Annotated in this window: 11 protein-coding genes and 1 pseudogene; 7 read left to right on the forward strand and 5 right to left on the reverse strand. The window is 72.7% G+C overall.

Going from position 1 to position 15840, the window contains the following annotated elements; translation table 11 throughout:
- Positions 1-405 (reverse strand): annotated as a pseudogene (locus BGM09_RS11585) (O-antigen polymerase); the annotation flags it as partial.
- Positions 406-593: 188 nt separating this feature from the next.
- Between BGM09_RS11585 and BGM09_RS11590 the strand changes: the two are divergent.
- The 5 genes from BGM09_RS11590 to BGM09_RS11610 all read left to right on the forward strand — a co-directional run bounded on the left by BGM09_RS11590 (position 594) and on the right by BGM09_RS11610 (position 7927).
- A complete protein-coding gene (locus tag BGM09_RS11590; RefSeq protein ID WP_188281427.1) occupies positions 594-1103 on the forward strand; it encodes an NUDIX hydrolase in 510 nt (169 codons plus the stop codon).
- Between the two features lie 384 nt (positions 1104-1487).
- Positions 1488-4265, forward strand: coding sequence for an AfsR/SARP family transcriptional regulator (locus tag BGM09_RS11595; RefSeq protein ID WP_188281428.1), 2778 nt, complete (start codon positions 1488-1490; stop codon positions 4263-4265).
- Between the two features lie 343 nt (positions 4266-4608).
- Positions 4609-6264 carry an MFS transporter gene (locus tag BGM09_RS11600; RefSeq protein ID WP_317452658.1) on the forward strand — a complete coding sequence of 552 codons (1656 nt, stop codon included), beginning with the start codon at positions 4609-4611 and terminating at the stop codon, positions 6262-6264.
- Between the two features lie 183 nt (positions 6265-6447).
- A complete protein-coding gene (locus tag BGM09_RS11605) occupies positions 6448-7521 on the forward strand; it encodes a questin oxidase family protein (protein WP_188281429.1) in 1074 nt (357 codons plus the stop codon).
- A gap of 148 nt (positions 7522-7669) precedes the next feature.
- Positions 7670-7927: a hypothetical protein gene (locus tag BGM09_RS11610; RefSeq protein WP_188281430.1), complete on the forward strand. Its 258-nt coding sequence runs from the start codon at positions 7670-7672 to the stop codon at positions 7925-7927.
- Between the two features lie 76 nt (positions 7928-8003).
- Here the strand turns inward: BGM09_RS11610 and BGM09_RS11615 are convergent, their stop codons facing one another.
- From BGM09_RS11615 to BGM09_RS11630, 4 genes are all read right to left on the reverse strand, one after another.
- Positions 8004-8408 carry a PTS-dependent dihydroxyacetone kinase phosphotransferase subunit DhaM gene (locus BGM09_RS11615; RefSeq protein WP_188281431.1) on the reverse strand — a complete coding sequence of 135 codons (405 nt, stop codon included), beginning with the start codon at positions 8406-8408 and terminating at the stop codon, positions 8004-8006.
- Positions 8405-9097 (reverse strand): dihydroxyacetone kinase subunit DhaL, encoded by a 693-nt coding sequence (dhaL, locus tag BGM09_RS11620; RefSeq protein WP_188281432.1) that lies wholly within the window; start codon positions 9095-9097, stop codon positions 8405-8407. Before dhaL ends, BGM09_RS11615 begins: the two co-directional genes overlap by 4 nt.
- 70 nt (positions 9098-9167) lie before the next feature.
- Positions 9168-10160, reverse strand: a complete 993-nt coding sequence (gene dhaK / locus BGM09_RS11625; protein ID WP_188281433.1) for a dihydroxyacetone kinase subunit DhaK — start codon at positions 10158-10160, stop codon at positions 9168-9170.
- Positions 10161-10358: 198 nt separating this feature from the next.
- Entirely contained in the window at positions 10359-11858 is a 1500-nt protein-coding gene (locus BGM09_RS11630) for an LCP family protein (protein WP_188281434.1), read from the reverse strand.
- Positions 11859-12149: 291 nt separating this feature from the next.
- Here BGM09_RS11630 and BGM09_RS11635 point away from each other — a divergent pair, with 291 nt between their 5' ends.
- Both BGM09_RS11635 and BGM09_RS11640 read left to right on the forward strand, forming a co-directional pair.
- Complete coding sequence (locus BGM09_RS11635) at positions 12150-13340, forward strand: acyl-CoA dehydrogenase family protein (protein WP_188281435.1); 1191 nt, start codon at positions 12150-12152, stop codon at positions 13338-13340.
- Positions 13341-13540: 200 nt separating this feature from the next.
- Complete coding sequence (locus BGM09_RS11640) at positions 13541-15808, forward strand: serine/threonine-protein kinase (RefSeq protein ID WP_223186678.1); 2268 nt, start codon at positions 13541-13543, stop codon at positions 15806-15808.
- The last annotated feature ends 32 nt before the right edge of the window (positions 15809-15840 follow it).

Here is a 15840-nt window from a genome sequence, read left to right on the forward strand (position 1 = left end):
GCAGCAGGCGGCGCCGACCGCGAGGACCAGCAGCGCGGCATCGGCGTTCGGATAGCCGAGCGGCGGCGCGTCGGGGTGCGCGGACAGCCGGCTCGGCGGGACGAGGACCAGGGCGAGTACGGCCACGGCCGCGACGGCGGGCGCGAGCACCGGCAGCAGCGCGCCGAGGATACGGCCGGCCGCGTATCCGGCGCTGACCGCGAGGATGGCGAGCAGGGTGCCCTCGGGACGGGCGGCGCGGCCCGCGGCGGCGATCAGCGTCCAGACGCCGCAGCAGACGAGGAGGGCGATGCCGACGGCGTCGGTGGTGCCGCTGTACGGACGCGGTTCGCGCCGCGGCGGGCGCGGCGCTCCGGCCGCCTCCGCACGCATGGCGCCCGGCGTCCCGCCGGCCGTCGTGTCCATCCCCCGATACCCCCTGCCACCCGGGCGCGACGCGATACCGTCACACCCGCGTTCCCCGCGTGGGCGCTGTCTGTCGCCACCGTAACGGGTGACACCCCGACCTGTGGATACGTTGTGCGGGAACCCGGTACCACGTGGGAAACCTGGTGCTGGTGTGGCGTTCACCGTCGTTCTCGTACGCTCTGGGCATGGCGATTCCCGATTTCATCCGAGACATCCGCGCGAAGGCGGGGGACACCCTGCTGCTCCTGCCGGGTGTGGTGACCGTCGTCTTCGACGACCGCGGCCGGATCTTGCTCAACCGCCGTACGGACACCGGAAAGTGGGCGCTCATCAGTGGCATCCCCGATCCGGGCGAGCAGCCCGCCGAGGCGGCCGTCCGGGAGATCGAGGAGGAGACCGGGGTGCACGCCGTCGTCGAGAAGGTGCTGAGCGTCTTCACCAACGAGCCGGTGCGGTACGACAACGGCGACCGCGCCCAGTACATCGACATCGTGCTGCGCTGTCGGGCCGTCGGCGGCGAGGCGCGGGTGAACGACGACGAGTCGCTCGACGTGCGCTGGTTCGCGCTGGACGAACTGCCGCCGCTCGGCCCGATCGCCCGCGGCCGGATCGACATGGCGCTGCGCGACGACCCCACGTGGTTCGCGCCCGCCACCGCTCCGGGAGCGGCGCACCCCGGATACCCGACCCCGTAACCGCCGCACCGAGGACACCGGCCCGCGCGGGGGTACGAACGAGGCCCAGGTGCGGAGCCGCCCCGTGCCGGTTCCGAACCCGGGCCTCGCCCAGGGGAGGCACCGCGCGTGTCCCGGCCATCGGCCGCCGGGACCCGAGGCGTATGCCATCGAGCCGATCTTCACGCCACACCCCCGTTGGGTGGCGGAAGACCGCCAAGCTTGTTTGCCTTCACCGCACTGATCGACTAATCAATCGACTACATCGACTACGCAACTGAAGGGCCTGGCTCAAGCATTGGGCACGGCGGCCTCAACTCGTCCTCAACTGGTCCTCATTGGAGCCCGCGGTCTATGATGCAGTTTCCGATCACAACGCCGGGCGAACCCGGTAAGGGGGACGGCGTGAGGTTTCGGGTCCTCGGCGCCTTGGAGGGCTGGTCCGGTCAGACCCGAATACCCTTCGGCGGGCCCAGGGAACAGCGAGTCCTCGCGCTGCTGCTCCTCGAAGCCAACAGGACCGTATCGCTCAGCCACCTCGTCGACGCCCTCTGGGACGAGACTCCGCCCGCCACGGCCGGAAAGCAGATCCGCAACGCGGTGTCGCGACTGCGCTCGGCGCTGGTCGCTGGCCCCGGTGAGACCGGGGACATCACGGCCGTCGGAGACGCGGGATACCGGATGGCGGTGAGCGAAGGCGCGCTGGACAGTGCCGAATTCGACCGTCAGGTGGCCGCCGCGGAGTCGGCGCGCGTTGCGGGCGACCTCGCCGAGTGCGCGGAACTGCTGGGCGCGGCACTGGAGTTGTGGCACGGACCCGCGCTCGCCGGACTCTCGGGGCGGGTGATCGAGGCCAGGGCCGCGGCCTGGAACGAACGGCGGCTCGCGGTCCAGGAGACCTATACCGACCACCAGTTGGCCCTCGGGCGGCACACGGAAGTGGTCGCCTCGCTGTCCGCGATCGTCGCCGAGTACCCGCTGCGCGAGAAGCCGGTCAGCCAGCTCATGCTCGCGCTGCACCGGGGCGGCAGACAGAGCGAGGCGCTCGCCGCCTTCCACGGGCTGCGCACCCGCCTGGCCGACGAGATGGGCCTGGACGTACCGCCCGCGCTCGACCTGCTGCACCAGCGGATTCTCGCCAATGATCCCTCGGTCGCCGCACCCGAGAAGCCGCGGGCCACGGAGGGCGGACCGGTCGCCGCACCGGCCCGCGTGCCCCGCCAACTCCCGGCCGCCTCAAGGCACTTCACCGGCCGCCGCAGACAGCTCAAGCTTCTCGACGAACTCCTCGACCACGCCGTGCAGTTCGGCGGCACCGCCGTCATCTCGGCCATCGATGGCACCGCGGGCATCGGCAAGACGACCTTGGCCATTCACTGGGCGCAGCGCAATGCCGAGCGCTTCCCCGACGGCCAGCTCCACGTCAATCTGCGCGGATTCGCGCCCGGCTCCCGCCCGTTGGCGCCGGTCGAGGCGATCCGCGGCTTCCTCGACGCGCTCGGGGTGCCCGCCGAGAGCGTTCCCGAGGAGCTGGACGCCCGCGCCGCGCTCTACCGCACATTGCTGGCGGGCCGCCGGGTGCTGATCGTCCTGGACAACGCGCGCGACACCGACCAGGTACGGCCGCTGCTGCCCGGCAGCACCTCCTGCGCCGTGGTGATCACCAGCCGCAGTCAACTGACCGGCCTGATCGCCGCCGAGGGCGCCACCCCCGTCACCCTCGACCTGCTCAGCGCGGTGGAGTCGCTGGACCTGCTGGCCCGCCGCCTCGGCCCCGAACGCACCGCCGCGGAACCCGAGGCCGCCGCCGAACTGGTCGAGCTGTGCGCCCGGCTGCCGCTCGCCCTGAGCATCGCCGCCGCCCGCGCCCTCGTCTCGCCCCGGCTGTCGCTCGCCGACCTGGTCGCCGCGCTGCGCGACGTACGCCACCGGCTCGACACCCTCGACATCGGTGACGCCTCCACCGACCTGCGCGCGGTCTTCTCCTGGTCGTACGGGCACCTGTCGGACTGCACCCGGCGGATGTTCCGGCTGCTGTCGGTCCACCCGGGACCCGACATCACGGTCCCGGCCGCCGCGAGCCTGACCGGGGTGACCGTCACCGAGGCGCGCCGCGCGCTGTACGACCTGACCCGCGCCCACCTGGTCATGGAGCATGTGCCGGGCCGCTTCACCTTCCACGACCTGCTCCGCGCGTACGCCGGTGAGCTGGCCGCCACCCACGACAGCGAGGCGGAGCGCCGTACGGTCCTGCTGCGGGTGCTCGACCACTACCTGCACACCGCCCACGCGTCGGCCAGGCTGCTGAGCCCGGTACCGATCCCGCTGACGCTGGGGGACCCGGAGCCGGGCGCGGTGCCCGAGACGCTCGCCGACGCGCGGCGGGCGGCGGAGTGGATGGAGGCCGAGGAGCAGGTCCTGATGGCCACCGTCACGCAGGCCGACGTCAACGGCTTCGACGTGCACTCCGACCGGCTCGGCTGGATCCTGATGGGCGTCTCCGACCGGCGCGGCCCCAACCCGGCCTCGCCGCCCGACCCCTGGGGCCCCCGGCGCTCCGGCGTGCACCGGGGTCTCGGCACCAGTTACTCGTGGCTGGTTGCCTACCCGGCCGCCCTGACCCACCTCGAACACTGCGCCGGGGTCTACCGCGACCTCGACGACAGCACCGGTCTCGCGCACACCTACTTCGGCCTCAGCTCAGTGCTCGAACACCGGGGCCGCTACCAGGAAGCGCTCGAATACGCCCAGCAGGCGGCGGAGTTGTTCCACGTCGTCGCGCACCAGCACGGCGAGGCGCGGGCCCGTAACGCGGCGGGCTGGCTGCTGGGCAGACTCGGCGACTTCGCCGCCTCCCTGACGCAGTGTCAGCAGGGACTGGCGCTCTACAGCGTGCTCGGTGACCGGCCGATGCAGGCGGTCGCCTGGGACAATCTGGGCTACGCGCACCACGGGCTCGGGCAGTACGCGGAGGCCGTCGCCGCCTTCGAGCGGTCGCTGGAGATCACCCGGGCGGCTGGCGACCTCGCGGAGGAGGTCGTGACGCTCAGCTATCTGGGTGACACCCATCACGCCGCCGGTGACACGGCCGCCGCGGCCGAGACCCGCCGCACCGCCCTGACCATTCTCGAAGGGCTCGAACCCCGCGAGGTCGCCGTGCTGCGCGAGGTGACACACCTGTAGCCGCCGGTTGACGGACCAGAAGGTGTCTGTCACGGTTTTCCCAGGGGCTTCTCCTGCCCCAAAACAGCCTCCGTGGGGGAACTCCCCCTCGCACGGGGGCTTTTCGTCGCCCTGATCGCGCCGTCGGCGCCGGGCGAGCACACCCCCGCACCCGCGCGTTCACCTCGGCGATTCCCGCCGGTGGCCGCGCCGGTGTCACGCCTGTGATCCCTGCCTCACCGCCCGACGGCGATGTCACATCCGCTCGCGGAGGGCTCCTCTTGGGGCCGTAGAGCTGATCGTCGTCGCCTCGAACGACACACGCGACCGTGAGCGCCTGCCACGCCCACGGCAAGGAGGAATTGTGAACAAGTTGCGGGGCAACCCGTGGGCGATCCTGACGGTGCTGTCCATCGGGTTCTTCATGACACTGCTCGACCTGACGATCGTCAACATCGCCATTCCGGATATGGTGGAGCACCTGAACGCGTCACTCGACCAGATCCTGTGGATCACCAACGCGTACACCCTGGCGCTCGCCGTACTCCTGATCACCGCGGGCCGGATGGGCGACCTGACCGGCAAGAAGAACCTCTTCGTCTACGGCGTCGCGCTGTTCACCCTGGCGAGCCTGGCCTGCGGCCTGTCGCAGAACCCGTCGCAGCTCATCACCTTCCGCGCGATCCAGGGCATCGGCGCCGCGATGCTGCTGCCGCAGACCCTCTCCCTGATCATCGACGTCTTCCCGCACGAGAAGCGCGGTGTCGCGCTCGGCATCTGGGGCATCGTGGCCGGTGTCTCCGGCGCCGCGGGCCCGGCCGTCGGCGGCGTGCTCGTCACCAAGATCGACTGGCGCTGGATCTTCTTCGTCAACATCCCGCTCGGCGTCCTGGCGGTGGTCGGCGCCCTGCTGTTCATCCCCAGCACGGAACGAACGGTCAAGCACCGCTTCGACGTTCCAGGCGTCGTCCTGCTGTCGCTGACCCTCTTCCTGCTCTCCTTCGCGTTGATCGAGGGGCAGAAGTACGACTGGAACGGCTGGATCTGGACGTCGATCGCCGCCTCCGCCGTGGTCTTCGCGGTCTTCCTGGTCTACCAGCGCGGCCAGCAGGACAACGAACCCCTGGTGCCGTTCTCACTGTTCAAGGACCGCAACTTCACGATCATGAACTTCGTCGGCATCGCGATCTCGTTCGGCATCGTGGGCCTCTTCCTCCCGATCACCGTCTACCTCCAGTCCATCCTCGGCTACAGCGCCATGAAGTCCGGCATCGTGCTGCTGCCGCTGTCCGTCGGCACCTTCGTGATGGCCGGGCCCGCGGGTGTGCTCTCCGAGAAGCTGGGCGGCAAGTACATCCTGATGACCGGCCTCGTGCTGTACGGCGGCGGCTTGCTGTGGGTGATGTCCGTGGCCGACGTCGGCCGGAGCTGGACCGGCATCGTGGCACCGCTGTTCATCATGGGCATGGGCGCGGGCTGCACCTTCACGCCGATGGCCACCGAGGTCATGCGCAATGTGCCGCCCAAGCTCACCGGCGCCGCGTCCGGCGTCAACAACGCGCTGCGGCAGGTCGGTTCTGTGCTCGCGGGCGCCGTGGTCGGCGCGGTGCTCCAGGGTCAGCTCGCCTCCTCCCTCAAGGACCAGGCGGCGCGGCGGGCCGGGAGCGTACCGGCGGACTACCGCGACGGGTTCGTGAAGAGCTTCGACAACGCGGGCAAGCACCTCGAAGTGGCGGGCAACACCTCGGGGTTGAAGCTCCCCCCGGACGTTCCCGCCGATGCGGCGCACCGCATCCAGGACGCGGGCACCGCGGTCTTCGGGCACGGTTTCATCGACGCCATGCACCCGACGCTGCTGGTGTCCGTCGTGGTGATGGCGCTGGGCGCGCTGTCCTGCCTGCTCGTCAAGAAGATCGACGGCGCCTCGGCCAACCCGCACGGGCTGCCGCTCAGCGCGGACGAGATGGCCGCCGAGGAGGCCGCCGCCTCGCCCGCCGACCCGGCCCCCGCCAGGGGCTGAACGGGCGCAGGGCGACAGCGGTGCGCGGGCTCCGTTCCCCGGTTCGAGGGGGAGCGGGGCCCGCTTCGCCCGTTTCCCCGCACCGCACTGCCCGCGCCCCGCCGCACTGCGCCGCACCGCGCTCGCCGCACCGCCCGCGCCCGACCCGCCGCTTCCGTGCAACCCGAGGGGACCGTGCCCGCCATGCCCGACGCCACCCCCAGCCCCGACGACGCGTATGACGACGCGCACGACGACACGTACGACACCGCAGTCAACGAGGCCCTGGAGCGGCTCGGTCACGCCGGGTTCTTCCTCGGGTCCGGCAACCAGCTCCGCGGATTCGCGCTCCACGCCCCGATGGGAGCCGAGGCACTGGCCGCCCTCGGCCACGGCGACCAGGTGCCGGACTGGGTCGAGTGGTACGCGGGCCACCGCGGCCTCGGCGCGCCGCCCGACCTCTTCGCCCCCATCGACGCGGCGGACCCCGGCTCCTGGCGCGCCGCGCTCGGTGAGGCCCGGCGGCTCGCCGACTGGGCGACGCTGTTCCGGCGCGAGATCGACGGCGCGGGCTGGCTGGAGACCCTGGTCAAGTGGTGGCCCAGGCTGACCCCCGGCATGTTCGCCGGTCTGACCCACGGCGTGATCCGTACCGCGCACGCCGTACGCGGCATCACCGCCGTCGGCGCGCCGAGCACCGTACAACTCCACGAACTGGCCAACGGCCTCGCCTTCTGGGCCGCGCTCTACCAGCCGCCGGACGGCGCCGTCGCGCGCGGGGCGAAGGCCGTGGGCACGGTCAGGACGCTCGGCCGCCAACCGAGGTCCAAGCTGTTCGCCGCCGCCGACGCGCGACTCGAACAGTCGGTGGACGCCGCGCTCGCCGAGCTGACCGCGATCGGCGCCGGGCGCTACACCTTGACGCGGCCGGGCGGCAATCCGGTGCCCGCCATCCACGCCGTCACCGCACCCGCCGCGGTCCGGATGACGCTGCCGCACCTGCCGCCGCAACTCGCGCTGCCCTCCTACGAAGCGGTCCGCGACGTGTCGGGAACGCTGCTCAACATCTTCACCGGACGCGGCGAACCCGACCCCGCCGCACCGGCCGTGGACGCCCACGACCCCGCGGAGCGCCGCCGGATCGTCGAGGCCGCGGTCGAACTGCGCGACGAACACGCCATCAAGATCGCCGAGGTGGCGCGGCGCGAGTACGCGACCTACGAGGACCCGCGCTGCTTCGCCGCCGCCCACCACGCCGTACGGCTGCTCGGCGGCTAGGAGCTGTTCTGCGGGGCGTATGCGAAGGGCCCTCGCGCGGGTCGGAGGAACATCCCCCAACCCCCGTCTGAGCAGCGGCCTTTGTCAGTGCTTGGCGGTAAAATCGACAGTGTTCGAGAGGGTTGGCCGACGCCTCAGGAGGATGCCGATGGCCGTTGCCGCACTGCCCCTACTGTCCTTGCCGAAGAAGCCGCTTCCCGCCGGACGGCCGCGTGAGTGGTACATCGCGCACAACCGCCGGCTCAAGACGATGCGCCTGGTCATCGCCCTGCTCGACTCGGGCGTCTACGACCCGGCGCAGGCGGGCAACCGCCGGATCCACGACACCGCCGAGCGCATCGGCGTCCACCCGCCGTCCGACATCACCTGCCGTATGGTCCGCGCCCTGATCAGCTACGGACGCTGACCAACGGCAGGCCGCGGGCCCCCGCCGTCACCCTTGCGGGACGGTGGGGGCCCGCGGTCCTTCCCCGCTCCTCAGGTCACAACTTGCGGTAGGTGTACGCGTCTTCCGCCGCCGCGGCCACCGCGTCCAGATCCGCGCCGGTCGAGGCCGTGACGACCGCGGCGACCGCGCCTTCGAGGAAGGGGGCGTTCAACAACCGGGTGCCGGAGGGCAGTTCGTCGTCCGCGAGCAGCGCCTTGACGGTGAGTACGGCGCTGCCCAGGTCCGCGATGACGGCCACTCCCGCGCCCTGGTCGACCGTGCGGGCCGCCGAGGTGATCAGATCGGAACTGGTGCCGAGCCCGCCGTCCGGGCCGCCGCCCGCCGCGACGACCGGCACATCGGTCGCGCCGCCGGTCAGTCCGGTGGCGAGCGCGACGACGGAGGCGGCTACGGAGGCGCTGTGGGACACCAGCACGATGCCGACCGTCGGGGCGGTCACGCGGCACCGTCCCGCGCCGTGGCGGCCAGCGCGTCGACCAGGAGCGCCGCCGAGGTCGCGCCCGGGTCCTGGTGGCCGACGCTGCGCTCGCCGAGGTAGCTGGCCCGGCCCTTGCGGGCGCGCAGCGGCGTGGTGGCCACCGCGCCCTCGTCGGCCGCGGAGGCCGCAGCCGCCAGGCCCTCGGCCAGCGAACCGCCCGCGTCGAGCGCGCCGGTCAGCGCGTCGACCGCCGGGAGCAGCGCGTCCAGCATCGTCTTGTCACCGGCCGACGCGCCGCCCAGCTGGGCGACCCCGTCCACCCCCGCGCGCAGCGCGTCCCGCAGCCGGTCCGCGCCGACGGCCTCCTCATCCCCCAGCTCCTTGCCCGCCTTGCGCAGCAGCGTGCCGTACAGCGGCCCCGACGCGCCGCCGACCGTACTGATGAGCGTCCGGCCCACCAGCACCAGAACGCCGCCGGGCGTGCCGGGCGGTTCCTGCTCGACGGCGCCGCGCGCCGCGATGAAACCGCGCCGCATATTGCTGCCGTGGTCGGCGTCGCCGATGGGGGAGTCGAGTTCGGTCAGCCGCTCGGACTCGCGGTCGACGGAGGCGGTGGCCGTGTCCAGCCAGCGCCGCACGAAGTCGGCATCGACGGTGGCCCCGGCGGACCCGGGGGACCCGGGGGACCCTGGAGAGGGGAGGGCGTTCATACGGTTGACGGTCCTTTCGACGGTGGCGGCCGGTGGCCGGGTGCGGTCGGTACGGCGCGGGAGCAGACGCTCAGCAGCCCCAGCGCAGCGCGGGAGTCGAGACCGGCGCGTCCCACAGCCCCAGCAGCTCCTCGTCGACCTGGCAGATCGACACCGAGCAGCCCGCCATGTCGAGCGAGGTCACATAATTCCCGACCAGTGTGCGCGCGACCGGGACCTTGCGCTCGGTCAGCGCCCGGTGCACCTCGGCGTTGAATCCGTACAGCTCCAGCAGCGGCGTCGCGCCCATCCCGTTGACCAGCACGATCACCGGTCCGTCCGGCTGAAGGTCCTCCACGACCGCGTCCACCACCACATCGGCGATCTCGCCCGACGTCATCATGGCCCGGCGCTCGCGCCCCGGCTCGCCGTGGATGCCGATGCCCAGCTCCAGCTCGCCGCTGGGCAGGTCGAAGGTCGGGGCGCCCTTGGCGGGCGTGGTCACGGCGCTGAGCGCGACACCGAAGCTGCGCGAGGACTCGTTGACCCGGCGGGCCACGGCCGCCACCCGGTCCAGCGGCGCTCCCGCGTCGGCCGCGGCGCCCGCCAGCTTCTCCACGAAGAGCGTCGCACCGGTACCGCGCCGTCCCGCGGTGAAGAGGCTGTCGACCACCGCCACGTCGTCGTTGACCAGGACCTTGGCGACCTGCACGCCCTCGTCCTCAGCCAGCTCGGCGGCCATGTCGAAGTTGAGCACGTCACCGGTGTAGTTCTTCACGATGAACAGCACCCCGGCCCCGCTGTCGACCGCGGCGGCGGCCCGTACCATCTGGTCCGGCACGGGCGAGGTGAAGACCTCGCCGGGACAGGCGGCGTCCAGCATCCCGCGCCCGACGAATCCGCCGTGCAGCGGCTCGTGCCCGGAACCACCGCCGGACACCAGACCGACCTTTCCCTCGTACGGCGCCCCCCGCCGCACGATCACCCGCCGCTCGACGTCGACGGTCAGCTCCGGATGCGCCGCCGCCATCCCGCGCAGCGCGTCGGCGACCACGGTCTCGGCGACGTTGATCAGCATCTTCATCAGTACCTCCTGAGAAGGTCGGCAGTGCGGCGCCCGGGGGCCCTCGTCCAGGTCAAGGGGCCGGACGCGGTTCGGGGACCGCTTTGCCCGGTCTGCCCACGGCATGCTCCGGCCGGGCTGTCGCGTCTCCTCCCCAGTATCGCCGCATACGCGCCGCACAGCGCGTTCCGCACCCGCGGGCTCCGGCGGGCGGGGCCGTCAGGGCGCGGAGACCGGGATCCAGGGGGTCGCCCGGAAGGCGGCGCTCGGGGTCAGGGTCTCGCCACGCACGGTGACCGCGGGCCCGGTGGCGACCTGCGCGCAGGCGGTCCTTCCGCCGGCGGTACGGCCGAAGGTGTGGGTCAGGGGCGAGGTCAGGGGCGGGGTCGGGGTCGGGGTCGGGCGCGGGGTGGCGGTGGCCGCCTCGCCGCCGCCGTAGGGGTCCCGCGTCGCGTCCCCCGACGGGTCGCCGTCGTCGCCACCCGTGACCCCCGCCGTGGAGCCCGCGGAGCCCGTGACCCCCGCCGTGGAGCCCGTGGCGTCCGTCGGATCGTCGGGCTTGCCGTCGAGTGCCCGGGAGTCCGTGACGGTCAGCGGGAGGTCGGCCGCGATGGCGGCGAAGAGGCGGCGGCCGGAGTGCGAGACGACCACGCGGTCGGAATTCCCCGGATCCGGCATGTTGGGCATGGTGACGAACGCGATCCGGGCCGACGGCACCTTGCGCAGGTCGTCGATCAGGCCGACCAGCCGGGAGACGCTCCCGAGCCGGGTGTCCACGGTCAGCGCCTGCGTGGCCGCGTCCGCGAGGTCCAGCAGCGAGGCCGGGTCGGTGAACGTGCTGTTCTCGCGCAGCCGGTGGGCGAGCGCGCCGAGGAAAAGATGCTGCGCGTCCGTACGGCCGAGGTCGCTGCCGTCGCCGAACGCGTGGCGCGAGCGCAGGAACTGGAGTGCGGCCGTGCCCTGGAGTTCGTGCCTGCCCTTGGCCAGCTTGAGGTGCGAGTAGGAGTCGTACACATCGCGGTCCACGCAGACCGGGACGCCGCCGACCGCGTCGGACATCCGGACCACGCCCGCGAAGTCGGCCATCACGAAGTGGTCGATGGGGATCCGCGTGAGCGCGTGCACGGCCGCGACCGTACAGCCGGGGCCGTAGCGGAGCGTGGAGTTGATCTGGCCGTGCCGGGGCTTGGTGACACCGCCGTGCGGGTCGCGGCAGGCGGGCAGGTCGGTGACCGTGTCGCGGGGGATGCTGAGCACCGAGGCGTGCGAGCGGTCGGCGGAGATGTGCAGCACCATGCCCGCGTCCGCGTTCTGCCCCGGGCCGCAGTCGCCGCCGAGGCGGCAGTCCTCCGGGTCCGCGCGGGTGTCGGAGCCGATCACCAGCACATTGACCGGGGTCCTGCCGAAGGCGTCGGGCCGCTCGGTGCCCGCGTCGCCGCCGACCCCGCCGAACAGGGGCAGGTCGCGGATGTTGCCGTCCAGGCGGATGTAGAGGAAGGCGCCGGTCGCGGCGGTCAGCAGGACCAGTACGGAGACGGCGAGCGCGGTCACCCGCATCGTCCGCCGCCCGCGGTACCGCCGGACGCCGAGGGCCGTAGCGCCCGACACGGACGGTGCGCCCGCCAGCCGGGATTCCCCGCCTTCGGTCACCGGTTCCCCGCCGGCCTCCGGCCGCCCGGTCCGGTCGTCCTGGTGGGGGTCGTCCTGCCCGTCGGCCATACGTGTGTGCGTCCCTCGCGTCCGTCCACGGACCGGTGGACACGGCGCCCACCAGCGAAATTGCAGTATCACCCACGGCGGCGGCGAATCCCGGCTGCCCGCGGGCGGGGTGTCGTGGCCCGCCGTGGCACCCCGCCGCCCCCGTTCCCGCGCCGCGTGTCGGCCGTCGCCGCCCCTCCCGCGGCCCTTCCGAATTTCTGGAACGCGTTCTACTGTGTGCGCCGGTATCGGGGCAGCGGCCGGCACCGCCGGTGCGTCCCGACGGGAGTCCCGAAGAGTTCAGGAGGGGCCGTGGACCTGGAATACACGCCCGAACAGCGGCGGCTGCGCGCCGAACTGCGCGACTACTTCGCCGGTCTCGTACCGGACAACGCCTACGCCCGGCACGACGACCCCGCCGCACGCAAGGACTTCTACCGGCGGACGATCCGCAAGCTCGGCGCCGACCGCTGGCTCGGCATCGGCTGGCCCACCGAATTCGGCGGGCGCGGGATGACGCCGATGGCACAGTTCATCTTCTTCGACGAGGCCGCGCAGGCCGGGGTGCCGCTGCCGCTGATGGCACTCAACACCGTCGGTCCGACGATCATGCAGTTCGGCACCGACGAGCAGAAGGCGTACTTCCTGCCGAAGATCGTCGCGGGTGAGATCGACTTCGCCATCGGCTACTCGGAGCCCGACGCGGGCACCGACCTCGCCGCGCTCAAGACCCGCGCGGTGCGCGACGGCGACACGTACGTGGTCAACGGCCAGAAGATCTGGACCACCAACGGCGACACCGCCGACTGGGTGTGGCTCGCGGTGCGCACCGCCACCTCCACCGACGCGACGGTGCCGCCGCACAAGGGCATCAGCATGCTGCTGGTGCCGACCACCGACCCCGGCTACTCCTGCACGGTGATCAACACCCTGGCCTCGCACGACACGACCGCCAGCTACTACGACGACGTCCGCGTGCCCGTCACCCGCAGGGTCGGCGAGGAGAACAAGGGCTGGCGGCTGATCACCACCCAGCTCAACCACGAGCGGGTCACGCTGGCCGCGCACGGCACCATGGCGATCCGCGCCCTGCACGACGTCCAGCGCTGGGCCGCCGACACCAAGCTCGACGACGGCCGCCGCGTCATCGACCTCGGCTGGGTCCGCGGCCGGCTGGCCCGCACGCACACCCGGCTCGACGCCATGAAGGTGCTCAACTGGCAGATGGTGGACGCCCTCCAGCGCGGCACCCTCACCCCGCAGGACGCCTCCGCGGTCAAGGTCTACGGCAGCGAGGCCCGGCGGGACGCGTACGCCTGGCTGATGGAGGTGACCGCGGCGGCCGGACCGCTCAAGGAGGGCTCGACGGGCGCCGTGCTCCACGGCGAGCTGGAACGCGGCTACCGCAGCGCCGTCATCTTCACCTTCGGCGGCGGCAACAACGAGATCCAGCGCGAGATCATCTCCTGGATCGGCCTGGGGATGCCGCGCGTCCGCCGCTAGGGCCTGTCCGCGAAGTCGCTCCCCCGGACGGAGTTGGGGGGAGCGCCGGACAGCGCCCGGTCCGCCCGTGATCCGCCGGACAGGCCCCAGGCTTCGCGAGTCCGCGGCCGTTCTGCCCTGATGCGCTGTGCCGCTTGTCGGCGGTCGCGGCCATACTGGGTCCGGGGAAGCACCGAGGACCACGGGGGCGGCGGCAGGCGATGGCGGCTGGACATCACGACGGACACGGCCAGGGACGCGAACAGACCTACCAGCAGGGACACGAGCAGGGACACGGACCGGGACGCGGGCAGGGGAACGGCCCCGAGGGACTGGGGACCCTCATCCAGGGGCGGTACCGGCTGCACGAACTGATCGGCCGCGGCGGCATGGGCGAGGTCTGGCGTGCGCTGGACGAGTCGCTGGGCCGCCGGGTCGCGGTGAAGTGCCTGAAACCGGTCGGCCACGCGGGCGACGCGGGATTCACCCGCATCCTCCAGGAGCGCTTCCGCCGCGAGGCCCGCGTCGCGGCGTCCCTCCAGCACCGCGGGGTCACCGTCGTGCACGACTTCGGCGAACACGACGGCGTCCTCTACCTGGTGATGGAACTGCTCGACGGCCGCAATCTGCTCCAGGTGCTGGACGACGCGCGGCGCCATCCGCTGCCGGTCCCCGACATCACCGACATCGCCGAGCAGGTCGCGGACGCCCTCGCGTACACGCACACCCAGGGCATCGTGCACCGCGACCTGAAACCGGCCAACATCATGCGGCTCAGCGACGGCGCGGTGAAGATCTGCGACTTCGGCATCGCCCGGCTCGGCCACGACATCGGCTTCACCTCCCGGCTCACCGGCACCGGCATGGCGATGGGCACCCCGCACTACATGTCGCCCGAGCAGATCGGCGCGGTCTCCGAGGTCGACCAGCGCAGCGACCTCTACTCGTTGGGCTGCGTGCTGTACGAACTGGCCACCGGACGGCCGCCGTTCGACCTGGAGGACGCCTGGTCGATCCTGGTCGGGCACCGTGACACCGCGCCCGACCCGCCCCGGATGACGCGGCCGGAACTCCCCGCAGAACTGGACCGGTTGATCCTCGACCTGCTCGCCAAGGACCCGGAGGACCGCCCGCAGGACGCCGCGGACGTCGGCGGCCGGCTCAAGGCCATGCGGGCGGCGGCCGGCGCTGCCGCCGCCGAGCGTCCCTCGGCGCTGCCGTCCTGGGCCAGCGGACTGACCACCGGCTCCGCCGCGCGCTCCACCCGCGCCCACCGCATCCCCGAGGCGCCGCACCACGAACTCACCGGCGCCTGGTCCACCCGCGTGGTCGTCGCCGCCGCGGGCCCCGACACCCTGGCCGCGCTGGTCGCCCGGCACACCGAGGGCATCGACCTCGGCCGGGTCGGCAACTGGCGGCAGGCGTACGAACTGCACACCTCCGTCGCCGCCGCCCGCGACCGCGCGCTCGGCACCGAGCACCCCGACACCCTGGCCAGCCGCCACGAGGCCGCCTTCTGCCTGGGCAGGCTCGGCCGCACCGAGGAGTCGCTGCGGCTGTACGAGTACATCTCGGACGTACGCCGCCGGGTCCTCGGCCCCGACCACCCGGACACGCTGGTGGCCAGGCACGAGGCCGCGTACGCGCTGGGCGGCCTCGGTCGTTACCTGGAGGCCCACCAGATCTACTCCGCCGTGCTGGCGGCGCGCGAGCGCACGGTCGGCGCGGACCACCCCGACACCCTGCACTGCAAGCACAATCTCGCCTTCAACCTGGGACGTCTCGGCCGGACGGACGAGTCGTACGCGATGGCCGTCGAGGTCGCGGACGCCCGCGCGCGGGTGCTGGGCGCCGATCACGCCGAGACGCTGGTGACCCGCTTCGAGGTCGGCTACGCGCAGGGCCGTGCGGGCCGCTGGGCCGAGGCCCTGGCCACCTACCGTGACGTGGCCGCCGCGCGCGCCCGGGTGCTGGGCGCCGACCACTCCGACACGCTGGCCGCGCGCTACGAGACCGGCATCTGCCTCGGACGGCTCGGCCGCAGCGGCGACGCTCTCGCGCTGTACGAGGAGTTGGTCGAGGCCAGGACCAGGACCGGGGGCTCCACCGACGCCGAGACGCTGCGGGCCCGGCACGCGCTCGGGGTCAATCTGGGACGGCTCGGCCACTGGGACCGGGCGCTGGCCGAGGCGCGCGACGTGGCGGCGGTGCGCGAGCGGGTACTGGGCGCGGAGCACCCCGACACCCTCGTCAGCAAGCGGGAGACAGCGGTGGGCCTGGGCTGGCTGGGCCGCTGGTCGACCGCGCTCGCCGTCTACCACGAGGTCGCCGAGACGCGTGAGCGGGTGCTGGGCGCCGACCACTCCGACACCCTCACCAGTCGCAACGACGAGGCGCACTGCCTGGAACAGCTCGGCAGGACCGCCGAGGCGCAGGCCCTGTACCGCCGTGTCTCCGCCCAACAGCAGGGCGCGCCCGAGCGGTTGTGAGCGGCGTGTCCGGCCCGGCCCGGCCCTTCGGC

It is taken from the genome of Streptomyces sp. CBMA29 (genome assembly GCF_014596445.1).
Taxonomy (GTDB): domain Bacteria; phylum Actinomycetota; class Actinomycetes; order Streptomycetales; family Streptomycetaceae; genus Actinacidiphila.